This is a genomic window from Streptosporangium saharense (genome assembly GCF_014203715.1).
Classification (GTDB): Bacteria; Actinomycetota; Actinomycetes; order Streptosporangiales; family Streptosporangiaceae; genus Streptosporangium; species Streptosporangium saharense.
In genome coordinates, this window is sequence record NZ_JACHJP010000003.1 from 626,374 (window position 1) to 648,943 (window position 22,570).

General features: G+C 71.3%; 23 protein-coding genes. 9 read left to right on the top strand and 14 right to left on the bottom strand.

What is annotated here, in order from left to right; all coding sequences use genetic code 11:
• Positions 1–37: 37 nt before the first annotated feature.
• Positions 38–1,903 (bottom strand): N-acetylmuramoyl-L-alanine amidase, encoded by a 1,866-nt coding sequence (locus tag FHS44_RS18860; RefSeq protein ID WP_184716343.1) that lies wholly within the window; start codon positions 1,901–1,903, stop codon positions 38–40.
• Positions 1,904–2,057: 154 nt separating this feature from the next.
• Here FHS44_RS18860 and FHS44_RS18865 point away from each other — a divergent pair, with 154 nt between their 5' ends.
• The 4 genes from FHS44_RS18865 to FHS44_RS18880 all read left to right on the top strand — a co-directional run bounded on the left by FHS44_RS18865 (position 2,058) and on the right by FHS44_RS18880 (position 6,476).
• A complete protein-coding gene (locus tag FHS44_RS18865) occupies positions 2,058–2,333 on the top strand; it encodes a hypothetical protein (RefSeq protein ID WP_184716345.1) in 276 nt (91 codons plus the stop codon).
• Positions 2,334–2,344: 11 nt separating this feature from the next.
• Positions 2,345–4,165, top strand: coding sequence for a glutamine--fructose-6-phosphate transaminase (isomerizing) (gene glmS, locus FHS44_RS18870; protein ID WP_184716347.1), 1,821 nt, complete (start codon positions 2,345–2,347; stop codon positions 4,163–4,165).
• Positions 4,166–4,265: 100 nt separating this feature from the next.
• Positions 4,266–5,285 (top strand): tripartite tricarboxylate transporter substrate-binding protein, encoded by a 1,020-nt coding sequence (locus tag FHS44_RS18875; protein WP_184716349.1) that lies wholly within the window; start codon positions 4,266–4,268, stop codon positions 5,283–5,285.
• A gap of 171 nt (positions 5,286–5,456) precedes the next feature.
• Positions 5,457–6,476: a mechanosensitive ion channel family protein gene (locus FHS44_RS18880; protein ID WP_184716351.1), complete on the top strand. Its 1,020-nt coding sequence runs from the start codon at positions 5,457–5,459 to the stop codon at positions 6,474–6,476.
• 9 nt (positions 6,477–6,485) lie between these two features.
• Here FHS44_RS18880 and FHS44_RS18885 read toward each other — a convergent pair whose 3' ends face one another.
• Positions 6,486–8,063, bottom strand: coding sequence for a hypothetical protein (locus FHS44_RS18885; RefSeq protein ID WP_184716353.1), 1,578 nt, complete (start codon positions 8,061–8,063; stop codon positions 6,486–6,488).
• A gap of 63 nt (positions 8,064–8,126) precedes the next feature.
• Between FHS44_RS18885 and FHS44_RS18890 the strand changes: the two genes are divergently transcribed.
• Positions 8,127–8,918: an enoyl-CoA hydratase/isomerase family protein gene (locus FHS44_RS18890; protein ID WP_312863718.1), complete on the top strand. Its 792-nt coding sequence runs from the start codon at positions 8,127–8,129 to the stop codon at positions 8,916–8,918.
• Here the strand turns inward: FHS44_RS18890 and FHS44_RS18895 are convergent.
• Together FHS44_RS18895 and FHS44_RS18900 are read right to left on the bottom strand one after the other, a co-directional pair.
• Entirely contained in the window at positions 8,894–9,268 is a 375-nt protein-coding gene (locus tag FHS44_RS18895) for a VOC family protein (protein ID WP_184716355.1), read from the bottom strand. The genes FHS44_RS18890 and FHS44_RS18895 overlap by 25 nt on opposite strands.
• Before the next feature lie 13 nt (positions 9,269–9,281).
• Entirely contained in the window at positions 9,282–9,881 is a 600-nt protein-coding gene (locus tag FHS44_RS18900; RefSeq protein WP_246435617.1) for a TetR/AcrR family transcriptional regulator, read from the bottom strand.
• Between the two features lie 247 nt (positions 9,882–10,128).
• Between FHS44_RS18900 and FHS44_RS18905 the strand changes: the two genes are divergently transcribed.
• Positions 10,129–10,749: a hypothetical protein gene (locus FHS44_RS18905; RefSeq protein ID WP_184716357.1), complete on the top strand. Its 621-nt coding sequence runs from the start codon at positions 10,129–10,131 to the stop codon at positions 10,747–10,749.
• Positions 10,750–10,791: 42 nt separating this feature from the next.
• Here FHS44_RS18905 and glgC read toward each other — a convergent pair whose 3' ends face one another.
• Complete coding sequence (gene glgC / locus FHS44_RS18910) at positions 10,792–12,042, bottom strand: glucose-1-phosphate adenylyltransferase (RefSeq protein ID WP_312863719.1); 1,251 nt, start codon at positions 12,040–12,042, stop codon at positions 10,792–10,794.
• 25 nt (positions 12,043–12,067) lie between these two features.
• On the opposite strand from glgC, the gene glgA reads away from it, so the two are divergent.
• Positions 12,068–13,252 carry a glycogen synthase gene (gene glgA / locus FHS44_RS18915; RefSeq protein ID WP_184716361.1) on the top strand — a complete coding sequence of 395 codons (1,185 nt, stop codon included), beginning with the start codon at positions 12,068–12,070 and terminating at the stop codon, positions 13,250–13,252.
• Positions 13,253–13,270: 18 nt separating this feature from the next.
• On the opposite strand, the gene FHS44_RS18920 is transcribed toward glgA, so the two are convergent.
• Entirely contained in the window at positions 13,271–13,639 is a 369-nt protein-coding gene (locus tag FHS44_RS18920) for a PH domain-containing protein (RefSeq protein ID WP_184716362.1), read from the bottom strand.
• Between the two features lie 106 nt (positions 13,640–13,745).
• Between FHS44_RS18920 and pgeF the strand changes: the two genes are divergently transcribed.
• Positions 13,746–14,432, top strand: coding sequence for a peptidoglycan editing factor PgeF (gene pgeF / locus FHS44_RS18925; protein ID WP_184716675.1), 687 nt, complete (start codon positions 13,746–13,748; stop codon positions 14,430–14,432).
• 12 nt (positions 14,433–14,444) lie between these two features.
• On the opposite strand, the gene FHS44_RS18930 is transcribed toward pgeF, so the two are convergent.
• From FHS44_RS18930 to FHS44_RS18945, 4 genes are all read right to left on the bottom strand, one after another.
• Entirely contained in the window at positions 14,445–15,260 is an 816-nt protein-coding gene (locus tag FHS44_RS18930; RefSeq protein WP_312863720.1) for a CbiX/SirB N-terminal domain-containing protein, read from the bottom strand.
• A 211-nt stretch (positions 15,261–15,471) separates the two neighbouring features.
• Positions 15,472–16,029, bottom strand: a complete 558-nt coding sequence (locus FHS44_RS18935) for a GNAT family N-acetyltransferase (RefSeq protein ID WP_184716364.1) — start codon at positions 16,027–16,029, stop codon at positions 15,472–15,474.
• A 165-nt stretch (positions 16,030–16,194) separates the two neighbouring features.
• Positions 16,195–16,629: an Lrp/AsnC family transcriptional regulator gene (locus FHS44_RS18940; RefSeq protein ID WP_221460943.1), complete on the bottom strand. Its 435-nt coding sequence runs from the start codon at positions 16,627–16,629 to the stop codon at positions 16,195–16,197.
• A gap of 207 nt (positions 16,630–16,836) precedes the next feature.
• Positions 16,837–17,715 (bottom strand): LysR family transcriptional regulator, encoded by an 879-nt coding sequence (locus tag FHS44_RS18945; RefSeq protein WP_184716366.1) that lies wholly within the window; start codon positions 17,713–17,715, stop codon positions 16,837–16,839.
• Positions 17,716–17,786: 71 nt separating this feature from the next.
• On the opposite strand from FHS44_RS18945, the gene FHS44_RS18950 reads away from it, so the two are divergent.
• Positions 17,787–18,659 carry a 4-hydroxy-tetrahydrodipicolinate synthase family protein gene (locus tag FHS44_RS18950; RefSeq protein ID WP_184716367.1) on the top strand — a complete coding sequence of 291 codons (873 nt, stop codon included), beginning with the start codon at positions 17,787–17,789 and terminating at the stop codon, positions 18,657–18,659.
• A gap of 21 nt (positions 18,660–18,680) precedes the next feature.
• On the opposite strand, the gene FHS44_RS18955 is transcribed toward FHS44_RS18950, so the two are convergent.
• Genes FHS44_RS18955 through FHS44_RS18970 form a run of 4 tightly spaced genes read right to left on the bottom strand, consistent with a single transcriptional unit; the run spans position 18,681 to position 22,560 of the window.
• Positions 18,681–19,490, bottom strand: a complete 810-nt coding sequence (locus FHS44_RS18955) for an Fpg/Nei family DNA glycosylase (RefSeq protein ID WP_184716369.1) — start codon at positions 19,488–19,490, stop codon at positions 18,681–18,683.
• Positions 19,491–19,515: 25 nt separating this feature from the next.
• Positions 19,516–19,923 (bottom strand): ribosomal maturation YjgA family protein, encoded by a 408-nt coding sequence (locus FHS44_RS41030; RefSeq protein WP_221460944.1) that lies wholly within the window; start codon positions 19,921–19,923, stop codon positions 19,516–19,518.
• A 34-nt stretch (positions 19,924–19,957) separates the two neighbouring features.
• The gene (locus tag FHS44_RS18965) at positions 19,958–21,211 is read right to left on the bottom strand and encodes an RNA polymerase sigma factor (protein WP_184716371.1); all 1,254 of its coding nucleotides are present in this window, start codon (positions 21,209–21,211) and stop codon (positions 19,958–19,960) included.
• Between the two features lie 53 nt (positions 21,212–21,264).
• Positions 21,265–22,560, bottom strand: a complete 1,296-nt coding sequence (locus tag FHS44_RS18970; RefSeq protein ID WP_184716373.1) for a M1 family metallopeptidase — start codon at positions 22,558–22,560, stop codon at positions 21,265–21,267.
• Between the last annotated feature and the right edge of the window lie 10 nt (positions 22,561–22,570).

The following is a 22,570-nucleotide window of genomic DNA, read 5'->3' on the forward strand; positions in this document are numbered from 1 at the left end:
GCGGATGCGCGCAACCAGGGCGGTGTACGGAAGATCGTCAGGATGAGACGACCTGGACGTCGGCGGCGCGGACGAACATCACCCGGTGGCCGAACTGGATCTGCCGGTAGCGCGCGTCCCCCCTGACGACCCGGTGCCGGACCGTGGCCGTGGCCGCCGAGCGCAGGTAGGAGCTCCGTGTCGTCAGGCCCAGGCTGTAGAACTGCCCGGCGGGCAGGGAGTACTGCAGGGGGACCACCTGCTGCGCGGACACGCCCCTGGGGTAGGCGGAGGCCTCGGGGTAGGCCCTGCCGTACAGCCTGACGGGGGAGCGGCCGGGTTTCGGGGTGACCAGGCGGCCCGAGGCGGGCACGGAGACCGGGGCGTCGGCGGGATCGTGGAACCAGGCCTTCTGCCCGAGATACCAGATGGCCGTCCAGTCACCCTCGCGGCCCGCCAGGGCGTAGCGCTGACCGGTCGAGGCGCGGGCCGCGTGGTCGTAGACGCTGTAGGTCGAGTCGTCGTCGGGGTGCCTGCCGACGTCCCTGACCAGCGGAGCCTCCTCGGAGGGGGCGCTGTGGAGCCAGACCGAGGCGGCGCTCCTCGGCGGGCAGTCGCCGGAGGAGGCGCAGCCGGTGAAGTAGGGCTGGTTGACGGCGTAGTCGGGCCTGATGATCACCGAGCGTGCGTCCCGGTTCCGCGCGGCGGTCAGCGGGTGGCCGAGCAGCTCGAAGTAGTGGGCCCAGTCCCAGTAGGGACCGGGGTCCTGGTGCATGCCGCGCACGGTCTGCGGGGTGGTGCCCGGCACGTTGTCGTGGCCGAGGATGTGCGCCCGGTCGAGGGGGATGTCGTAGCGCCCGGCCAGGTAGGCGACCAGCCTGGCCGACGCCTGGTACATCGCCTCGGTGAACCAGGCTCCCTTGGCGAGGTAGCCCTCGTGCTCGATGCCGATGGACCGGGAGTTGAAGTACCAGTTGCCCGCGTGCCAGCCGATGTCGTCGCACCGCAGGTGCTGGGCGACGTATCCGTCGGCGGAGCGCACGGTGTAGTGCCAGCTCAGGTAGTCGGGGTTCTTCACCAGCCTGGTCATCGCGTCGTAGGAGGTCTCCCCGTCGTGGATGACGATGTAGTCGATCTGGCGGCGCCCGTCGTAGCGGTCGTGGTTGCCGTGGCCGCCGTTCCTCGTGCGCCGGTAGGCGGCGGGGATCCACTCGCAGGAGATCTCCCGGGGACAGTCGGGCGTCACGGCGCCCGGCATCCGGCGCAGCGCGGGTGTCCCCGTCTCCGCCGGTGCCAGGCCGGGCGTTGGCGGCAGGACGATCCGTTCGCCGGTGTCGGTCACCCGGGTGGCTCCGGTGCGCATCGTCGCGTAGACCGCGTCGGCGAAGGCCCTGCCCGCGCCGGTCTCTCCAGGCCCCGGGTAGCGGGCGACGGCGGCGTACCACCCGGCCCCGCCTCCCAGGCGCCGATGGTGGTCGGCGAGCAGCGCGGCCCCCGCCCTGACGTTGGCGGCCGGGTCGGTCCGCAGCACGTCCGGGTCGGTCCCGGTCAGCTCGGCGGCCCGCCGCAGGGTGTCCTCGGGCGGGGTGGGCGTGACGTCCCGGATCATGACGCGGTACGGCCTGCTCTCGTCGCCCCGGGGATCGCCCTCGGCGTCCCGGTGACCGCCGGTCGTGACGGCTTGGCCGTCGACCAGGTGCATGGGGCCGTAGCCACCCGCGACGCTGGGCAGCCCCCGGTTGGCGTCCCAGCGCGACTCCATGTAGGACACGGCCAGCAGCACCCTCTCCGGCACGCCGTACTCCCTGGCCGCCAGGGTGAAAGCCTCCCGCAGCGGGGTCCCGTACGGCGGGGCCTGCCAGACGGGTGCCGGAGCCGCCAGTGTGAGGGCGGCGGCGAACGCTATCCCTGGCAGACGGCGCATGAGGGTTCCCTTCCGGCCAGATCACTACTCAGAGTTATGAGAGATTACCGATTGTCTTATGGCCGGGTGGAGGGAGATCCCCGGCAATGTTTTCTGCCCGGAATCGGGCAGAAAACTTGGTAAACACCAACATGGATGCGTATGGTCCTCCTCTGTGTCGACGGCATGGCATCCCCACGAGGACCTCATCGCCCATCTGACCCGGACGAGCGCGCTCGGCCCGGGGGAGGCGGCGCGGGTGGTCGCGGACGTGCTGGCCTACTTCTCCGAGTCAACCGAGGAGTTCGTCCGGCGGCGTCACGCCGAGCTCAAGTCCAGGGGGCTGGTCAACGACGCGATCTTCCCCAGGATCGCCGCCGAGCTGGACTCCCGCCGTGTCGCCGCACCGGAACTCTCCCTGCGCCAGCTGCGCCGGATCGTCTACGGGTAAGGAGCGGTCAGATGTGCGGAATCGTGGCCTACGTGGGGCCGAAGGACGCGGCCCCCATCCTGCTGGAGGGGCTGCAGCGCCTCGAATACCGCGGTTACGACTCGGCCGGCGTGGTGGTCTCCAACCGGGGCCTGAAGATGCGCAAGGTCAAGGGCAGGGTCGCCGATCTCGCGGCCGTCGTGCCCGCCAGGTTCAAGGGCACGCTGGGCATCGGGCACACCCGCTGGGCGACCCACGGCGCGCCCAGTGACGTCAACGCCCACCCGCACCTGTCCGCCGACGAGCGCATCGCCGTCGTGCACAACGGCATCATCGAGAACGCCGACGAGCTGCGGGCCAAGCTGGAGGCCGACGGCGCGGTCTTCCTGTCGGAGACCGACACCGAGGTGCTCGCCCACCTGATCGCCCGCACCGTCGAGGACGCCGAATCGCTGGCCGAGGCGGTCCGCGCCGCGCTCAAGCGGGTCGTCGGCACCTACGGCGTCGCGGTCGTCGACGCCCAGCGCCCCGGCGAGGTGGTCGTGGCGCGCAACGGCAGCCCGATCGTGCTGGGCATCGGCGAGAAGGAGATGTTCGCCGCCTCCGACGTGGCCGCCCTGGTCCGCTACACCCGTCAGGTGGTGCACCTGGAGGACGGCGAGCTGGCGGTGCTGAAGGCCGACGGCTTCAACACCTTCTCCAGCGACGCGCGGGAGACGGCCAAGGAGCCGCTGACCGTCGACTGGGAGGCGGGGCACTACGACACCGGCGGCTACGAGCACTACCTGCTCAAGGAGATCTCCGAGCAGCCGGAGACCGTGGCCAGGACGCTGCGCGGGCGCCTCGACGACCGCTTCCACATCGCCCACCTCGGCGGTCTCAACATGGACGCGCGGGAGAGCCGCTCCTTCCGCCGGGTCAAGATCATCGGATGTGGCTCGGCCTACTACTCGGGCCAGATCGGCGCCCAGCTCATCGAGGAGCTGGCGCGCATCCCGTCGGACGCCGAGCCCGCCAGCGAGTTCCGCTACCGCAGCCCGGTCGTCGAGCCGGACACCCTCTACGTGGCGATCAGTCAGTCGGGGGAGACCTACGACACCCTGGCCGCCGTCCAGGAGCTCAAGCGCAAGGGCGGCCGGGTGCTCGGCATCGTCAACACCGTCGGCAGCGCCATCGCCAGGGAGGTGGACGGCGGCGTCTACCTGCACGCCGGGCCCGAGGTCTCGGTGGCGAGCACCAAGGCCTTCACCTCGACCGCGGTCGCCTTCGCGCTGCTCGCGCTGCACCTGGGGCGGGTGCGTGACCTGTCGCCCGCCGACGGCCGCCGCATCGTGCAGGGCCTGCGCGCGCTGCCCGGCCAGATCGAGGAGATCCTCACCCTCGAACCCCGGATCAAGGAGCTGGCCGGGAAGTACGCCGACTCGCCGAGCATGATGTTCGTCGGCAGGGTCAGGGGCTACCCGGTGGCCAGGGAGGGCGCGCAGAAGCTCAAGGAGGTCTCCTACGTGCACGCGGAGGCCTACCCGGCCAGTGAGCTCAAGCACGGGCCGCTGGCGCTGATCGGCCCCGAGATGCCGACCGTGGCGATCGTCCCCGACGACGAGCTGCTGGACAAGAACCTCACCACGCTGGGGGAGATCCGCGCGCGGGGCGGGCGGGTGCTCATGGTCGGGCACCGCGAGGCCGACCCCAGGCTGGCCGACGACTGCCTGGTGGTGCCCAGGAACGAGATCGAGCTCGACCCGATCCTGCTGTCGATCCCGCTGCAACTGTTCGCCTACCACGCCGCCGTCGCGCTCGGTCGGGACGTGGACAAGCCGCGCAACCTCGCCAAGAGCGTCACCGTGGAGTGATCACGAAGCATCCCTGATGCCCCAATTGTGTTGCAGAAAGTGACATATCTGTAACGTGGGGTATCGAGAGATCTGGGGGATCTCGGTGGAAGGGACGCTTATGCACCGTAGGCGATTCCTCGCGCTCGCGCTGGGGGTCATGGTCGCCGGGGGCTGCGGTGACATGAGCGCTCCGGGAACAGGGCGCGCGGGCAGGCTGACCATCGTCGCGCCGGTCGCCCGTGGGCGGCGCTGGGACCACGCCGCCCGCGCGTTGGCCGCGATCCTGACCGGGGAGGGCATGGCCGGGGCGGTCGAGGTGAGCAGCGCAGGGGCGTCGGGGATGGCCGCGCTGACCGCGTTCGCGGCCCTCAGGGGACCCTTCGCGCGCGACGGCAGGGTGTTCCTCGCCGGGATGCCGATGCTGGCGGGTGGCGAGACCGCGGACGCGGACTCCGTGCTTGCGGCCTCGACCCCGCTGGCCAGGCTGGCCGGTGACTGGGCCGTCCTGGCCGTCTCCCCCAACTCCCTGCTGCGGACCTTCGAGGACTTCGCCGCGGCGCTGCGCCGCGACCCGGCGAAGCTGGTGGTCGGGGGCGGGACGGCGGGCGGATCCGACCACGTGCTCTACGGCATGATCGGCAAATGCCTCGGCGTTGACGTCAGGCTGCTGGACTACGCGGGCTACCCGACCGAGTCCGAGGCCGTCGAGGCGCTCGACGAGGGCCGGGTGGCCGCGCTCCTCGGCTCCGCGGGCTCCCTGCTGCCGAGGATCGCCACCGGCCGCCTGCTGCCGCTCGCGGTCTCCTCGGGGGAGCGGATCGACGGCATCGACGCGCCGACGCTGATGGAGCGGGAGGTGCGCGTCGAGTACGCCGACTGGTGCGGGGTGCTCGGCCCCCGCGCGATGACCCCCGAGGACCGGGACGAGGCGGTCGCCCTGTGCGACCGGATCGACGCCTCGTCCCGATGGCAGGCCGTGTGCGCCGCCAACGGCTGGCACCGGGCCTATCTGAGCGGTGACGACTTCCGCCAGTGGCTGGTCACGGAGACCCACCGCACCCGCGCGGTCCTCAACGAACTCGGGGTGCTGAGCGCCTCCGACACCAACTGCCGGGGCGGTTGCGCCGGGCGGCACTAGACATGCCGTTCCTGGGTTTCCACCCAACCCCCCAGGTCCGGTTCGACTGGAGGATTTCGGCCTATCAGATAGCAGTTGAGGGAAGTGTCGCTTTTGGCGGGGTATGCGGAATAGGCCGGGCGTCCCGGGGCATCCACCCGGCAAAGCGACCGTCAGGGGGGAAGACCGTCCGTGTCCAGATGGATCATCCTGATCACCTCGATGCTGGCCGCCATCGCCTGCGTGGAGATGGTACGGCGGGCGCTGCGCTGGAGGCTGATCGGCGAGCGGTGGGTCCTGGCAGGGCCACTCGTGCGCCGCTGCACCTGGCCCGCCTTCGCCCTGGCGGCCGTGGCGACCGCCAACACGCTTTACCGGCCCGGAATGGCGGAGGGGACGGTCGAGGACGCGATCGAGCGGACGATCACCCTCTTCATGATCGGGTGCGTCACCTGGCTGGCGATCCAGGCCGCCTACGCCGTCACCGACGTGGTCCTCGACCGCCTCGTCACCGTCGAGGGGGAGCGCAACCGGCGGGCCAGGCGGATCCGCACCCAGATCACCCTGGTCCGCAGGGTCGCCTCCGCGGTGGTCATCCTGCTGGCGATGGGCGCCATGCTGTTCACCTTCCCGCAGGTGCGCGCCCTGGGCGCCGGACTGCTCGCCTCAGCGGGCATCGTGGGCGTCGTCGTCGGCATCGCCGCCCAGTCGATGCTGGGCAACCTGCTGGCCGGGTTGCAACTGGTCTTCAGCGACGCGCTCAGACTCGACGACGTGGTGGTCGTGCAGGGGGAGTGGGGACGGATCGAGGAGCTCAGCCTCACCTACGTGGTGCTGCGCCTGTGGGACGAGCGCAGGCTGGTGCTCCCGGTCTCCTACTTCACCACCAACCCGTTCGAGAACTGGACGAGGCACACCAGCCGGGTGATCGGCGCGGTGATGTTCAGGATCGACTGGACCGTCCCCGTCGAGGAACTGCGCGTCGAGCTGTACCGGGCCCTGCGTGAGCACCCGCTGTGGGACCAGAAGGACTGGACCCTCCAGGTCACCGACACCCTGCCGAACGGGCTGCTCGAACTGCGGGCGCTGATGAGCGCCGCCGACTCGCCGAGCGCCTTCGACCTCAAGTGCGACATGCGCGAGCACCTGGTGAAGTACGTCAGGGAGCGGTATCCGGAGGCGCTTCCCCGGCTCAGGGTGGACATGACCTGACCCGCCGGATCAGGACGAGGGGCCGGGACGCAGCACCCTGGCCGCGCCCGCGATCAGCGCGGTGGCCAGGATCCAGCCCGAGGCGATCAGCGTCCAGGCCAGCCACCGCGTCCAGCCGACCGGATCCCACGCCCCCCGCTGCTCGAAGACGCTCACCGGGGCCAGCAGGTCCAGCGTGTAGACGAACGGCTGGAAGACCCTCACCTCCTCGGGATCGATCTGCGTCGGGGGAACCGAGGCGAAGACCCCGGTGCCCGCGGCCAGCAGCACCGCGACCCACAGCCCGGCGAGCCAGGGGCGGTAGCCGTACCCCACGAGGAGGTCCAGCAGTCTGCCCCAGGTCCTGCCCGCGGGCCTGAGCGTGTGACGTCGCCGCCGCTGCTTGGCCAGCAGCACCCGCCGGGCGTCCTGCTCGTGGCCGATCTTGCGGAACCACGCGGCAAGCTGCTCGTACGGCTGGGGTCGGTAGCCGTAGGGGTCCTTGTCCACCCAGGTCAGCCGGTCGGCGACGCTCCAGGCCGAGCCGCGCAGCGCCTCGTAGACGAGGCCGTTGAGATACACCCCGTCCGGATAGTCCGCGGGGGCGTCCAGCAGCACGCCGATGCGGGAGTAGGCGAGGTTGACCTCGCCCTCGATGGAGGCGGGCCGCAGGATCAGCTCGTCCAACTGGGCGTGGCTCAGGTGCAGCACCCGGCCCGGGGCCCGCAACGACGCCCCGTCGAAGGACAGGACGCCGTTGACGCGCGCGTTGCGCATCCTGATCGTGCCGGTCGCCTGGAAGCCGCTGCTGAGCTCGGCGGCCCCGGCCTCCATGAAGTCCGCCTGGATCGCGTAGGGGCCCGTCGCGGTGATGACCGACCGTTGCAGGTAGATCCCGCCGAGGAACTTCGCGCCGATGATCCGCAGGCCGCCGCTGACCCGCATGTCCCGCATGAAGGCGCCGCCCTCGACGGTCAGGCCGCCCGCCCACAGCGCCCACTGCCCGTAGCGGTGCCCCCGCTCCCTGAGCTCCTCCTCGGACAGCTTCCTGCGCACGTCCTTGGGCGTGCCGTCCGGGACCCTGGCGGCCTCCCCGATGCCCAGCCGCAGCCCCGCGAACCTGATCTGCCCCTTGACGTGGGCGTTGTCCAGCCGGATGCCGCTGTGGACGGTCGAGCCGTCGAGGTCGAGCATGGCGTTGACCGTGCACCCGGCCGCCCCGATCCGCGCTATCTCACATCCGCGCAGCCGTACCCCGACGGCGACCGTGTCGACCAGGGAGACGCCTCCCGGCAGGTAACAGTTGATCATGTGCAGCTTGCCGGTCAGCGTGGCGTCGGAGACGTCCAGCACGCCTGTGATGTGGGCGCCGGCCAGCCGCAGCCCGGCGCTCCTGCCCGGCTCCGGCTGCCGCGCGCCCAACAGCAGCGCCGCGACGACCTCGGCCCTGACCGTGCGCTCCGGCCCCCAACCGGCGCCGTTGGCCGGGTCGTCGGTCTCGTCGTCCCCGCTGCGCAGATCGACCCAGGCGCCCGTGGGGTAGGCGTCCCAGATCCGGCGCTCCGCGGGGCTCAACCTCAGGAAGGGACGCTTCAGCCGCACTGGCATCCGGCCTCTCATGTTCGGGGGGCGTTGGCGTTCCGTGAAGAACGTCCCGGAAGAATCTAACTCGTGGAGATCTTCAATGGTTTCGAATTGTCCGCCGACGGTCATGTCGCGACCCTGCGGATCAACCGCCCCGCCAAGCGCAACGCCATGACCGTGGAGATGTGGCGGGCGCTGCCCACGATCCTGGCGCCGCTGGTGGACGACCCGGCCGTACGCGTCCTCGTCCTCACCGGCGCGGACGGCACCTTCTGCTCGGGGGCGGACATCTCCGAGATCGCCGGACTGGCCGAGGCGGGCGACGACACCGGCCTGACCGCCGTCGCCGAGGAGGCCCTGGCGGCCTTCCCCAAGCCGACGATCGCGATGATCGAGGGCTTCTGCGTGGGCGGGGGCTGCCAGCTCGCCATGGCCTGCGACCTGCGCCTGGCCGCCGAGGACGCCCGCTTCGGCATCACCCCGGCCAGGCTCGGCGTCGTCTACCCGCTGAGCGCGACCCGCCGCCTGGTCGGCCTCGTCGGGCCCTCGGCCGCCAAACTCCTGCTCTACTCGGCCGACCTCGTGGACGCCCCGGCCGCGCTGCGCACCGGCCTGGTCGACGAGGTCCACCCGCCCAGGGAACTGGGGGAGCGCGTGTACGGCCTGGCCCGCACCTTCGCGGGTCGCTCCCAGCTCACCCTGACCGCGACGAAGGAGATCATCGGCGACATCGTGGCGGGCGGGGACGCCGAGACACGCGTGCGCGAGTGGCAGTCACGCTCCCGTGAGGAACAGGCAGAGGGGATCGCGGCCTTCCTTGAGGGCAGGCCCGCGCGCTTCCCGTGGAGCCGCGGCTACTCGGGGGACATGACCTCGTAGAGGTGGCCGTTGTCGTCGCTGAAGAACAGCCCGCGCGGGCAGAGCGGGTGGTCGATCCTGCCATTGTCCGGCGCGTCGGGGCGGCTGCCGTACGGCACGCCCTGCGCCCGCAGCCGGGCCAGGACACCGTCGAAGGTCGCCGGGTCCACGTCGAAGGCCAGATGGACCGGGTGGGGCTCCTCGACCGTCATGTAGTCGAGGGTGAGGGAGCCGTTGACCCGCACCGGGACGAAGTGGCCGTTCCTGCCCGCGGGCGGCAGGCACTCCAACCCCATGACGCCGGCGAGGAACCGGGCGGCCCGGCTGTTGTCGGTGGCGGGGACGATGGTGTGGTTCAGGGTGACGGTCATCGCTGGCCTCTCTTCACTTGAGGATGCCGTGGACGAACACGTCCACGACCTCGGTGATGCTCGACTCGGGATCGCCGGCCGCGCCCCGGGCACCGGCGAACATCAGGCTGAGGAAGAGCGCGGCGAGCCGTTCCGGGGGCAGCCTCAACCGGTCACGGTCGGGCTCGAACAGCTCGGTCAGGGCCTCGCGGGTCGCCCTGAAGGAGGTGGCGCGGTCGGGAAGCTCCCGTGGCTGGGGGCCGCGGGAGCGGCGCCCCGAGGCGTGCAGGGCGCCCAGGACCGAGCCGATCCGCGTCATGTGCGCCCGCATGGCGTCGGCCGCCTCCGCCAGCCGCTCGGTCAGCGGCTGGTCGAGGGGGACGGAGGCGAGCTGTTCGAGCACGTGGTCGGAGCGCAGCGCCTCGGCGACACAGGCGTCGAGCAGCTCGTCCTTGTCGGTGAACGCCCTGAAGACGGTGGCCTCGCCGATCCCGGCGGCCTTGGCGATCTGCGCGGTGGTGACCGCGGCGCCGTACTCCGCGACGAGGGGGAGCGCGGCCATGACGATCATCTCTCGCCGTCGCTCCTGGCTCATGCCCGGCGCCCGCCGTCGAGGCGGATCATCGGATTTCATGGCTTTCATGATGCGGAGTGAGTACTCACTCCGTCAACGAGAAATATTGCGATCACTGGCATGGGGTGACCGGACATATGCCTTTTTCGCAGGTCAGTGGGGCGGTGTGAGAGAAGAGGATCTTGGAAAAAGTGGCCGCGCGGCGCTTCGGGAGCGGCCAAGCTGAGACCCGCGAGGCCTTCCCCTCCACTTCCCACCCTCGCCGGCGTGGCCGGACTACGCTGAACGACGACGTACGGAGCCCCCCATGTCCACTCCAACCATCGAGGACCGGGTCACCCGCCTGGAGGAGGATTTCATCGTGCTCAGCACAAGGTGCGGACAGCAGGCATCGATGCGGGCCTACGAGGCGCTGACGCCCGTCTACACGAAGCTCGACGTGCTGACCGACCGGGTCGACCTGCTGGCCGAGGGGCTCAAGCAGGTCGAGCGGCGCGTCGAGCGCGTCGAGCGGCGGGTCGAGCGGGTCGAGCAGCGCGTTGAGCAGGTCAACGCGAAGGTGGACCTGCTCCGCGACGAGATGCGCGAGCGCTTCGATGCCGTCGAGCGGCGCTTCGTCGCGATCGACGACCGTCTCACCGCGATCGACGAGCGCTTCGAGACCATCGACAGGCGTTTCGAGGCGATCGACAGGAGGTTCGAGGCGATCGATCGGCGGTTCGAGGCCATCGAAGGACGGCTCGACCTGATGGACCGGCGCTTCGAGGCCATGGACAAGAGGTTCGAGGCCGTCGAGGGACGGCTCGAACAGATGGACCGGCGCTTCGACCGGCTCGAAGGACGGATGGACGAGATGGCCGCCACCAACGCCGCCATGTTCCAGGCCATCCTCGACCGGCTTCCCACCCGGTCCCCTGAGCTGAACTGACGTGACGGCGCTCCCGCGCGCCGTCGAGCGGCGCGCGGGACCCTAACGCTCGACGATCTCGTTCTTGCCGATGACCACGATGCCGTTCTGGGTCACCGCGAAACGGCTGCGGTCGTATTCGAGGTCGAAACCGATCCTGGCGCCGTCCGGGATGACCACGTTCTTGTCGATGATGGCCTTGCGGACGATGGCGCCCCGCCCGACCTTGACGTTTCCCATCAGCACCGAGTCCTCGACCCGCGAGTGGGAGTGCATCACCACGCCGGGGGACAGGACGGAGCGCTCGGCGAGACCGCCGGAGACGATCACTCCGGCGGAGACGAGCGAGTCGACGGCCCGCCCGACCCGGTCGCCGTCGTTGTGCACGAACTTGGCCGGGGGCAGCGGGTCGTGGCCGGTGTAGATCGGCCACTGGGTGTTGTAGAGGTTGAAGACCGGGTGCGCCGAGATGAGGTCCATGTGGGCCTCGTAGTAGGCGTCGAGGGTTCCCACGTCCCGCCAGTAGCCCTTGTCCCGCTCGGTCGAGCCGGGCACGACGTTGTCCGCGAAGTCATAAACCTGAGCAGTTCCCGCCTTGACCATCATTGGGATGATATTTCCGCCCAAGTCATGCTTGCTGGTGGGATCAAGGGCGTCCTCCCGCAGCGCTTCGAGCATCGCCTGCGTCCTGAAGACGTAGTTTCCCATCGAGGCGTACACCTGGTCCGGCGCGTCGGGAAGACCGACGGCGTCCTTCGGCTTCTCCCTGAAGGCCACGATCCTGCGCCCGGCCGGATCCGTCTCGATCACGCCGAACTGGTCGGCCAGTGAGAGCGGCTGCCTGATCGCGGCGACCGTCACGTCCGTGCCGGAGTCGATGTGCTGGGCCACCATCTGCCGGGGGTCCATCCGGTAGATGTGGTCGGCCCCGAACACGATGACGTGCTCCGGCATCTCGTCGTAGACCAGGTTCAGGTTCTGGAACAGCGCGTCGGCCGAACCGGAGAACCAGTGCGGGCCGAGCCGCTGCTGCGCAGGCACCGGGGTCACGTAGTTGCCCAGCATGGACGTCAGCCGCCAGGTCTGGGAGATGTGCCGGTCGAGACTGTGGTTCTTGTACTGCGTCAGCACCACGATCTGCAGATAGTTGCCGTTGGCCAGGTTCGACAACACGAAGTCGACGAGCCGGTATATCCCCCCGAAAGGTACTGCGGGCTTGGCCCTGTCAGCCGTCAACGGCATCAGCCGTTTACCTTCACCACCGGCGAGCACGATCGCGAGGACTCTCATAAGCAGGACCTTAACCTGACGCACAGGGATGAAACACTAGGGTGATCGCATGCGCGTTGATCTGCTGAGCCGTGAATATCCGCCCGAGGTGTACGGCGGTGCGGGGGTTCACGTCGAGTACCTCGCCCGTGAGCTGCGCCGGCTTGCGGAGGTCCGTGTCCGCTGTTTCGGTCCGCCCCGTCCGGAGGACGGAGTCACGGGCTACCGGGTCCCCGGTGGTCTTGAGGGGGCCAACGCCGCGCTGCAGGTGCTCGGCGTCGACCTGGAGATGGCGGCGGGCTGCGCGGGCTCCGACCTGGTGCACAGCCACACGTGGTACGCCAACTTCGCCGGTCACGTCGCCAAAATGCTGTACGGCACGCCGCACGTGGTCACCACCCACAGCCTGGAGCCGCTGCGGCCGTGGAAGGCGGAGCAACTCGGCGGCGGCTACACGCTGTCGTCGTGGGCCGAACGCGGCGCGCTGGCGACCGCGGACGCGATCATCGCCGTCTCCGAGGGGATGCGCCGCGACGTGCTGGCCTGCTACCCGGAGATCCCGCCGGAGCGGGTCAGCGTGATCCACAACGGGATCGACACCGAGGAGTACGCCCCGGACCGCGACAACGCCGTGCTGGCCAGGCACGGCATCGACCCGGGCAGGCCGTACGTCGTCTTCGTGGGGCGGATCACCCGGCAGAAGGGGCTGGTCCACCTGCTCCACGCGGCCAGGGACTTCGACCCGGGGGCGCAGCTCGTGCTGTGCGCGGGCGCCCCGGACACGCCGGAGATCGCCGAGGAGGTCACCGGGCTGGTCCGTGGGCTCGAACGCGAGCGGGAGGGGGTCGTGTGGATCTCGGAGATGCTGCCGCGTCCCGAGGTGATCCAGATCCTCACCCACGCCACGGTGTTCGTCTGCCCCTCGGTCTACGAGCCCATGGGCATCGTCAACCTTGAGGCCATGGCCTGCGAGACCGCCGTCGTCGCCACCGCGACCGGGGGCATCCCCGAGGTGGTCGCCGACGGCTCGACCGGCCTGCTGGTCCCCATCGCGCAGTCGGCCGCAGACGGCACCCCCGACGACCCCGAGCGGTTCGCCGCCGACGTCGCCGAGCGGGTCAACCGGCTGCTGGCCGACCCGGCGCTGGCCGCGGAGCTGGGGGCGGCGGGGCGGGCCAGGGCCGTCGAGCACTTCTCCTGGGCCAGGATCGCCGAACGGACCATGGACCTCTACCGTTCGCTCGCCCGTTCCTGACCGCCCGCGGGCCGGGGGTCAGGACGAGGTGATGAAGTGCAGGATCACGTTGTGCACGTGGTGGGCCTTCCCGTCGCCGCGGAACTCGACCTCGTAGGTGTGGGTTCCCACGTGGACGGCGATGGCGCCCGAGGAGAAGAACGAGCCCGCGAAGGACTTGTTGCTCACCACGCTCACCGCGGAGATCCTGGCGTAGGGGATGCTGGTGAGCGCGATCCGCTTGCCGACGAAGGACTTGTCCTGCACGATCACCCGCTTGTCGGTCAGCCCGAGGAAGCCGGTGCCCGTGCCGATCGCGTCGTAGACGGCGATGATCTGCTCTCCCGGCAGCAGGCCGCTCTCGATCTGCTGAAGCTGTTCCTTCCGGTCGTACGCGATCTTCGTCATGAGGGTCCCGTTTCGTGGGGGAGTGGGGGATACGTCGTCCGGACAAACGGATGGGACCGGGAGGGCGGTTCCGCCGGTCGGTAAGGTCGGGGCCGTGAATTTTCAGATGAGGATCACCGACCGCCACGGCGGCGTCAGCGCGAAGCCGTACGACAGCCGCAATCTCGGCGGCCTGTGCGGCGACGACCCGGAGGCGGTGGCCGCCAACAGGGCCAGGACGGCCGCCGAGTTCGGCCTCGAACGGGTCGTGTTCATGCGGCAGGTGCACAGCGCCGCCGTCCGCTACGTGACCGAGCCCTTCGGGGACGATCCGCCGCCGCTCGACGGCGTGTGCACCGACGTCCCCGGGCTGGGCCTGGCGGCGCTGTGCGCCGACTGCGCCCCCGTCCTGCTGGCCGACCCGGTGGCGGGGCTGGTCGGGGCGGCGCACTCGGGCCGGGTGGGCACCGTCCTCGGGGTCGTCCCGGCCCTGGTCGAGGAGATGGCCGGGCACGGCGCGGACCCGGCGCGGATGATCGCCCTGATCGGCCCGATGGCCTGCGGAAGCTGCTACGAGGTGCCCGCGGTGCTGCGCGCGGAGGTGGCGGCCGTGCTGCCCGAGGCGTGGTCGATCACGCGCGACGACACCCCCGCCCTCGACCTGCGCGCCGCGATCACCTCCCAGCTGGGCAAGGCCGGGGTGCGTGAGGTCACCCACGACACCCGCTGCACCATCGAGACCGCGGACCTGTTCTCCCACCGCGGGGAGGGACAGACCGGGCGCTTCGCCGGTTACGTCTGGCTTGAGCCCTGAGCCGCGACGGCGTCAGCCCGCGGCCAGGACACTCCCGTAGGCCCGGGCGGCGAGGTCGGCGATGAGCCCGTGCGCGCCCAGCGGGTCGGCGCACTCGGCGCCGATCCGTGCCGCGGTGGCCTCGGCGAGCGCGGTGTCCACCTCGGGGCCGATGACGCAGGGGGACAGCGCGATCCGCTGCGCGCCGATCGCGCGCAGCCGGTCCGCGGCTGCGGCGGGGTCGGGCGCGCTGTCCAGCGAGGCGACCAGGACGGGCAGCGTCAGCCGGGAGGCCAGCAACACCGCCGTCGGCTGTGCCTCCGCCGCCGCGGCCTCGCCGCCGACCGTGGCCAGGATGACCGCGTCCACCGGACTCGAAACGTTGAGCAGGCGCATCCGGTCGGCCCTGGCGAGGTCCCGCTCCGCGAGGCGGATGTGCAGCGCCTCGGCCAGCAGCGGGTGCGGCCCGAGCGGCTCGGTGACCGTGACCGCGACCCCGCTCGCCGCGACCGCCCCGGCGACCAGCCGGTCGGCGACCGGGTGCGGACCGGTCAGCAGCGGCACCACGACGGCGGCCGTGCCGTCCTGCGGCCGCTCGCGGGCGGCGTCTTCCAACGCGGCGGCCAGTTCCCTGCCGTCCTCGCCGAGACCGACGAGACGGACCTCGATCTGCGGGTTGTCCCCCCGGATCAGCGCCGTCAGGTCGGCGGCGACCCCGGAGCCGTCGCCGAGCGTGGTCAGCACCAGCGCGGGTGCCTCCGGCGGGAGGTGGGAGGGCACGGGTCTGCGGTGCCTGCCTGACGGCCGCACGGCGCGCCCGCGTACGGGGAGGATGGAACTCTCACTCACATGCGCGGACTCTAGGCCCATTTCACGCTTTCCGTCGGCGAAAAAGGCGGCAATTCCGTCACGACATTTCCCGGCATCGAGGAACACGCCGTATCGACCGTTCCAAGTTCCCTGAGCAGCGCCCGGCCGCCTTCCTCCCGGTGGGTCAGGCCGAGCCGTACCAGCCCACCCAGGCTGCGTACGCCGATCGGTCGTCGGCTGTCCCGGGAGGTCAGGCCTCCCGGTAGCCCTCCCACTCGTCCTCGATCGCCGAGTGGACGACGGAGTCGCGCCAGGCGCCGCGGGCCCGCACATGGTGCCTGATCCTGCCCTCCTCGACCATCCCGGCGACCAGCATGGTGAGCTGGGCGGCGGTGTTCGCCGGGGACCTGGCGCCCCAGATGCGGTGCAGTCCCAGGTGCCGGAAGCCGAAGACCAGGAGCAGCCTGACCAGGTCGGTGCCGATGCCCCTGCCCCACTGGTCGGGGCGCAGGCCCAGGCCGATCTCGGCGCTGTGCGGGTGGTCGTGCTCGATGTGCAGCCTGGCGACACCGATGGTCCCGCCCTCCGCCACGTCGGTCACCGCCAGGACGTACAGCCTCCGTGGTTCCGTCTCCGCGGCCCGCATCGCCTCGGCGACGATCTCCTCGACCTCCTCGCGCGTCCTGGGATCGAAGGGAAGGTGCTCGGTCGCCGTGGGGTCGCCGTAGACGGCGTGCAGCGCGTCCACGTCGTCCACGGTGACCTCCCTCAGCCTGAGCCGCTTGCCCGGGATATCAACGTGGCGCATGCGCAGACGCTAACGCCTTGGGAGGTTCGCCGCCAGAGATCATTCCGCGCGACAACTATCCCGTAGGTAACAAATGTCGCTGTATGCCTGGCTCGGTACCACCAGGTGGAAAGATCGGCCGAAGGTGCTGACGGGGAGGGTGTGCCCCCGCTAAAATGCCCCGTTTCAGCCGTTCTGCGCGGGCGACAGGGGGCGCCAGGGGACCGGGCTGGACAGGACCATCATGCTCGACGGGTGACCGTACGGCGCGAGCCTGTCGATCAGCTCCTCGAAGGCGGTCATGGAGGCCGCGGCGACCCGGATCAGGCAGCAGGTGTCACCGGTCACCCGGTGCACCTCCAGGATCTCCGGCCAGGCCAGCGCCTGCTCGTCGCGCAGCACGCAGCGCGGCCCGTAACACGACATCCTGATCAGCGCCGCCACCCCCCGCCCCGCCAGCGCCGGGTTGACCCGCGCGTGGTAGCCGGTGATCACGCCCGTCTCCTCAAGGCGCCGTACCCGCTCGGCGACGGCCGGAGCCGACATGTGCACCCGCCGTGCCAGCTCGCTGTAGGACAGCCGCGCGTCGCTCTGCAACTCCGCCAGGAGTGTCCAGTCCATCGCGTCCACTATCACGCTCCGTTATCCGTTAACCCGATCGGCTTCACGACCTTCCGCATGGAAGGGGGAGAGCGTCAACCGCCTTTCCTTATTATCCCGATGCCGGACAATGGTGTCGCACTTCGGAAAAGCCCCTCGCCGGAAGTGTGGGACGGCGCCTCACCTTTCATATCACATGAGGTGACCGGTTGATTACCCGGAGAATTCCTACTCGGGAGAGCGGGGAAGCGAGGAGCGCAGCGCCCGGGTGAAGGCCGCCAGCGCCGGGTGCGCGGCGGCCCCCCGCCGGAAGGCGACCTGGGTACGGCGGCGCGTCGGCAGCTCGGTGAGCCGGACGTTCCCCGGCGGGTCGGCGGCCCCCAGTTCGGGCACGAGCGCGACCCCCTGCCCCGCGGAGACCATCGCGAGCACGGCGGCGAAGTCGTCGATGTGATGGCGGATCCTGGGCGAGAACCCGGCCGCCTGACAGGCCCGCACGGTCATCTCGTAGCAGAGCGTCCCCGGCTTAGACACGATCCACGGGGCCTCGCGCCGCCCGGCGAGCGAGTCGCCGGCCCGGTCGGAGGCCAGGTACATCGGCTCATCGAGCAGCGGCTCGGTGTCCAGCGCCAGGTCGGTCGCCGCGGGCACGAAGTCGTACTCGTGGACCAGGGCGGCGTCCAGATCACCGGCCCTGAGCCGGGGGGCGACCTCGGCGGGGTCGATCTCGTCGACCATCGGTTCGAGCCGTGGATGGTCACGGCCGAGGGCGGCCAGGGCGGCGGGCAGGATCGTGCGGGTCGCGGTGGGGAAGGCGCCGATCCTGATCGTCCCGGCCAGCCCGGTGCGGGCGGTCGCCAGCTCGGCCGCCGCCTGTTCGAGCCGTTCAAGCACGGCCTCGGCGTGCCGTACCAGGGCGGCTCCCGCGGGGGTGAGCGTCACCCGCCTGCCGGTCCTTTCGAGCAGCGCGACCCCGGCCTCCCGTTCGAGCGCGGCAAGCTGCTGGGAGACCGCGGAGGGGGTGAACGTCAGGGCCTCGGCGACCGCGGCGATCGTGCCCCGGTAGGACAGTTCGCGGAGCAGCCGGAGACGGCGCACATCGAGCATCAGTTCAGCTTAACGGTTTCTGAAGAAAACGGAACTGGACCTGTACGGTCACCGGCCGGGAAGCTAAGAGCATGACTCTCAGCGGTGTTTACCTGCCCCTGATCACCCCGTTCGCCGAGAACGGCGAGATCGCCCTGGACGCGCTGGAGGACCTGGCGCGCACCGCCCTTGAGGAGGGCGCCGCCGGGCTGGTCGCGCTCGGCACCACAGCCGAGGTCGCCATGCTCGCCGAGGAGGAACGGCGGGCTGTCGTCGAGGTGTGCGCGAAGGTGTGCCGGGAACGCTCGGCCGAGCTGATCGTCGGCGCCGGGTCGAGCGACACCAGGGGTTCGGCCGAGGCGCTGCGTGCCCTGAAGGCCTGGCCCGAGGTGACGGGCGCCCTGGTCACCGTGCCCTCCTTCGTCCGCCCCTCGGAGGCCGGGGTGCTGGCCCACTTCACCGCGCTGGCCGAGCAGACGCCGGTGCCGATCGTCGTCTACAACATCCCCTACCGCACCGGCCAGTCCGTCGGCGCCGCCACCCTGCGGCGGCTCGGGGAACTGCCCATGGTCGCCGGGGTCAAGCACGCGGTCGGCGGCGTGGACCAGGACACGGTCTCGCTGCTTGCCGACCTGCCCGAGGGCTTCGCCGTACTGGCCGGGGACGATCCGTTCTTCTCGGCGCTGCTCGCCCTGGGCGGCACCGGGGGCATCCTCGCCTCCGCCCACCTGCGCACCGGCCTGTTCGTCGAGCTGACCGAGGCCTGGCGCTCCGGCGAGGTCGCCCACGCGCGCGACCTCGGCCACCGGCTGTCCGCGATGTCGGCGAGCGTGTTCGCCGAGCCCAACCCCACAGTCCTCAAGGGCGTGCTGCACGCCCAGGGACGCATCCCGACCGCCTCGGTCCGCCTCCCGCTGGTCCCGGCCGGTCAGGATTCCGTCGAGGCGACGTTGCGCCTGCTCTGACGCCTGCTGTGACGCCGGGCCTCAGCCGCCCTGGCAGCCAGGGCACCAGAAGAGGTTGCGTCCGGAGAGCACCCCGGTCCTGACCTCGGAACCGCACAGGAAACACGGCATGCCCGCGCGCCGGTAGACGTAGACCTCGCCGCCGTGCCCGTCAACGCGGGGCGGACGGCCCATCGCCTCCGGGGTGTGCTCCGGCCTGACCGTGTCGATGTGCCCGAGCCGCACCCCCTCGGCCATCAGCAGCACCAGGTCGTCCCAGATCGCCGTCCACTGCCCGTGGGTGAGGTCGCGTCCCGGCAGCGCGGGATCGACCCCCTGCCGGAACAGCGCCTCGGCGCGGTAGATGTTGCCCACCCCCGCCACGACCGACTGGTCCATCAGCAGGATCCCGATCGCCGTACGGCTGCGCCCGATCCGCCGCCAGGCCAGCTCGGGATCGGCGTCGGCGCGCAGCGGGTCGGGGCCGAGCCTGGCGTGCAGCGCCTTCTTCTCCACCGGGTCGATCAGCTCGCAGGTGTTGGGGCCGCGCAGGTCGGCGTAGTCGGCGGTGTTGCTCAGGCGCAGCCGTACCACACCGGTCGGGGCGGGAGGCGGCGCCTGGCCGAAGGTGTATTTGCCGTAGATGCCCAGGTGGATGTGGACCCACCGGTCGTCGTCGAAGCCCAGCAGCAGGTGTTTGCCGTGGGCGTCGGTCTCGCGGAGCACCCGGCCGTCGATCTGGGCGGCCCCGGCGGCGAACCTGCCCTGCGGGCTCCGCGCGTCGACGGTCGTGCCGGCGAACAGCTCACGGTGCAGCCCGGCGAGCCGGTGAATGGTGTGTCCTTCAGGCATGGTCCCCACATGGTACGGCCAGCGCTCATCGGCGGCGAAGGCGCAGCAGGAGGGTGTGACCCGCCCAGGACAGGGCGGCGCCGACGGCGTAGGCCACGAGGTCGGCGGCGCCGAACGTGCTGCCGAGGACCAGCCTGGCCAGCACACTCGTCTCGGACAGCGCGGCGGGCACCGGCGTGAGCTGGGCGAACTCGACAGCCCAGCTCAGGCCCAGCGCCCAGACCGAGGCCCGCGCCGGTGACAGGCGCGGCGCGACGACCACCACCAGCGCGTGGACGAGCACGGTGTAGAGGGCGTCCCCGGCGTACTTGCCGAACCAGCCGTCGGCGACCGCGCGGACCGCGAGCCCGGCGACGACGGTCACGGCGGCCGCCGCCACGGCGGTCAGCCGTACACGCAGAGTGGGGGACGGGCGGGCGGGGAGAACGGGCACCCGCCAACCCTAGGCCCCGCGGCTCCCGCACCGCTCAGCCCAGGCGGGCGGCCCGCGACTCCAGATAGCGCCGTTCCGGCAGGCTGGTGGTACGGCGCGCGGCCGCCCGGTAGCCCTCCCTGGCCGCCTCCCGCTCCCCGGCCATCTCCAGCAGGTGGGCGCGTACCGCGTCGAGCCGGTGGTGACCGGCCAGCCGTCCGTCGGAGTCCAGCGTCTCCAGCAGGGCGAGGCCCGCCCTCGGCCCCCTGACCATCGCCACGGCGACCGCGTGGTTGAGCGTGACCACGGGCCCCGGCGAGAGCCGGGAGAGCAGCTCGTACAGGGCGAGGATCTGCGGCCAGTCGGTCTCCTCCGCGCGGACGGCCTCTGCGTGGACCGCGGCGATGGCCGCCTGCAACTGGTAGGGGCCCACCACGGAACGCGACAGCGCCGCCGTGACGAGCGCGACGCCCTCCTCGATGCGGGCGCGGTTCCACAGGCCGCGGTCCTGGTCGGCCAGCGGGATCAGGGCGCCGTCCCGGCCGGTGCGCGCGGGCCGCCGCGCGTCGGTGAGCAGCATGAGCGCCAGCAGCCCGGCGACCTCGCCATCGTCGGGCAGCAGCCGGTGCAGGGCGCGGGTGAGCCTGATCGCCTCCCCGGTCAGCTCCCCGCTGTGCAGGTCGGGCCCCGAGGTCGCGGTGTGCCCCTCGGTGAAGACGAGGTACAGCACGTGCAGGACGACCCGCAGCCGCTCGGCCCGCTCCTCGGGCGGGGGCATGCCGAAGGGGATGCCGGTCGACCTGATGCGCTGCTTGGCCCGGCTGATGCGCTGGGCCATGGTCGCCTCGGGGATGAGGAAGGCCCGCGCGATCTGCGCCGTGGTCAGCCCCCCGACGGCGCGCAGGGTCAGCGCCACCTGGGAGGTCGCGGTCAGCGCCGGGTGGCAGCACAGGAACAGCAGGGTGAGCGTGTCGTCGTGGCCGGGAGGTTGCTCCTGCTCGGGGCTCGGCGCGAGCGACTCGTCGGCGGGCGTCCTGAAGGCGGCCGTGACCTCCCTGCGCCTGCGCGCCCGCTCGCTGCGCCACTCGTCGGCCAGCCTGCGGGAGGCGACCGTGACCAGCCAGCCCCTCGGGCTCTCCGGCACCCCCTCGCGCGGCCAGCGCACGGCCGCGGCCAGCAGTGCCTCCTGCACCGCGTCCTCGCACGCGTCGAAGTGCCCGTGACGGCGCACGAGCGCGCCCAGGACCTGCGGCGCCAGCTCGCGCAGGAGGTCCTCGACGTCGTCCCTGCCGGGGTCGTCAGTGGCCACGTCTCCACCCTCGTCGTCGCGGGACCAGGCTACCGACTCCCGGTGTGCCGGCCTCAGGGCATCGGGGGCAGGCGGGAGCCGTACAGCCAGGCGGACAGGACACCGTCGAAGGAGCGCGTCGTGTACTGCAGCGCCAGGTCGAGGAACGCCTCGGTGGTGACGGTTCCGTGCCGGTTGGCCGTGGCCCACTCGCGCAGCAGCGCGAAGAACATCCGGTCGCCCAGGATGCGCCGCAGCGCGTGCAGGGTGAGCGCGCCGCGCTTGTAGACGCGGTCGTCGAACAGCCGCCGCGCCCCGGGGTCGGCCAGCACGAAGTCCTGGGGGAGCGCGGCCAGGCGCCGGTGCCAGCGCGCCGCGTGGTGGTCGGCGCTCTCCTCGCCGCAGGACTCCGACCAGATCCACTCCGCGTAGCAGGCGAAGCCCTCGTGCAGCCAGATGTCACGCCAGTCGGCGGCGGTCAGGCTGTTGCCGAACCACTGGTGCGCCAGCTCGTGGGCGACCAGCCGTTCCTCGCCGCGCCTGCCGTCCACGTGGTTGACGCCGAAGACCGACATGCCCTGGGCCTCGACCGGGATCTCCAGCTCGTCGTCCACGACGACCGCGGTGTAGGAGCCGAACGGGTAGGGGCCGAACCGCTCGGAGAAGACCGCGAGCATCCACTCCTGCCTGCCGAAGTCGTTGCGGGCCCTGGTCGCCATCCCCTGCGGGAAGGCCAGGCGCGTCCCCGCCCCCGTCTCGGTCAGCTGGTAGCGGCCGATCTGCACGCTCGCGAGGTAGGTGGCCATCGGTTCGACCTGCTCGTAGACCCACGTGGTCGCCGAGGAGGCGCGCCGCCTGCCGGTCAGCTCCCCGTTGGCGATCACGGTGTACGGCGAGGCCGTCGTCACCGCGATCCGGTAGGAGGCCTTGTCGTCGGGCCTGTCGTTGCACGGGAACCACGAGGAGGCCCCGATCGGCTGGCTGGCCACGATGACGCCGTCGCTGAGCTGCTCCCAGCCCAGCTCCCCCCAGTAACTGGTGACGGGCCGGGGATTGCCCGCGTAGCGCACCTCGACGGTGAGGGGACCGGGCTCGATCCGCCCCCCTCCCTTGGGGGAGACGTGCAGCTTGCCGCCGTGGTGGGCGAAACGCGCCGCCCTGCCGTCGAGCAGCACCCCGTCGACCCGCAGCGCCCCCAGGTCGAGGGACAGGCGGGTGAGCGGCCGAAGCGCCCGCGCGGAGATCCTGGCCACGCCGCCCAGCCTGTTGGGGCCGACCCGGTAGTCCAGGGACAGGTCGTAGTGCTCGACCCGGTAGGCGTCGTCGCCGTGTGCCGGGAAATAGGACGGACGGGGGGTGATCGCGACCACGGACTACCTG

What these genes read in the sequence shown, in the direction of transcription:
- FHS44_RS18860 (WP_184716343.1), bottom strand. Translation starts at nt 1,903, where the DNA reads ATGCGCCGTCTGCCAGGGATAGCGTTCGCCGCCGCCCTCACACTGGCG.
- glmS (WP_184716347.1), top strand. Translation starts at nt 2,345, where the DNA reads ATGTGCGGAATCGTGGCCTACGTGGGGCCGAAGGACGCGGCCCCCATC.
- FHS44_RS18875 (WP_184716349.1), top strand. Translation starts at nt 4,266, where the DNA reads ATGCACCGTAGGCGATTCCTCGCGCTCGCGCTGGGGGTCATGGTCGCC.
- FHS44_RS18885 (WP_184716353.1), bottom strand. Translation starts at nt 8,063, where the DNA reads ATGCCAGTGCGGCTGAAGCGTCCCTTCCTGAGGTTGAGCCCCGCGGAG.
- FHS44_RS18895 (WP_184716355.1), bottom strand. Translation starts at nt 9,268, where the DNA reads ATGACCGTCACCCTGAACCACACCATCGTCCCCGCCACCGACAACAGC.
- FHS44_RS18900 (WP_246435617.1), bottom strand. Translation starts at nt 9,881, where the DNA reads ATGAAATCCGATGATCCGCCTCGACGGCGGGCGCCGGGCATGAGCCAG.
- FHS44_RS18905 (WP_184716357.1), top strand. Translation starts at nt 10,129, where the DNA reads ATGTCCACTCCAACCATCGAGGACCGGGTCACCCGCCTGGAGGAGGAT.
- glgA (WP_184716361.1), top strand. Translation starts at nt 12,068, where the DNA reads ATGCGCGTTGATCTGCTGAGCCGTGAATATCCGCCCGAGGTGTACGGC.
- FHS44_RS18920 (WP_184716362.1), bottom strand. Translation starts at nt 13,639, where the DNA reads ATGACGAAGATCGCGTACGACCGGAAGGAACAGCTTCAGCAGATCGAG.
- pgeF (WP_184716675.1), top strand. Translation starts at nt 13,746, where the DNA reads ATGAGGATCACCGACCGCCACGGCGGCGTCAGCGCGAAGCCGTACGAC.
- FHS44_RS18935 (WP_184716364.1), bottom strand. Translation starts at nt 16,029, where the DNA reads ATGCGCCACGTTGATATCCCGGGCAAGCGGCTCAGGCTGAGGGAGGTC.
- FHS44_RS18940 (WP_221460943.1), bottom strand. Translation starts at nt 16,629, where the DNA reads ATGGACTGGACACTCCTGGCGGAGTTGCAGAGCGACGCGCGGCTGTCC.
- FHS44_RS18945 (WP_184716366.1), bottom strand. Translation starts at nt 17,715, where the DNA reads ATGCTCGATGTGCGCCGTCTCCGGCTGCTCCGCGAACTGTCCTACCGG.
- FHS44_RS18950 (WP_184716367.1), top strand. Translation starts at nt 17,787, where the DNA reads ATGACTCTCAGCGGTGTTTACCTGCCCCTGATCACCCCGTTCGCCGAG.
- FHS44_RS18955 (WP_184716369.1), bottom strand. Translation starts at nt 19,490, where the DNA reads ATGCCTGAAGGACACACCATTCACCGGCTCGCCGGGCTGCACCGTGAG.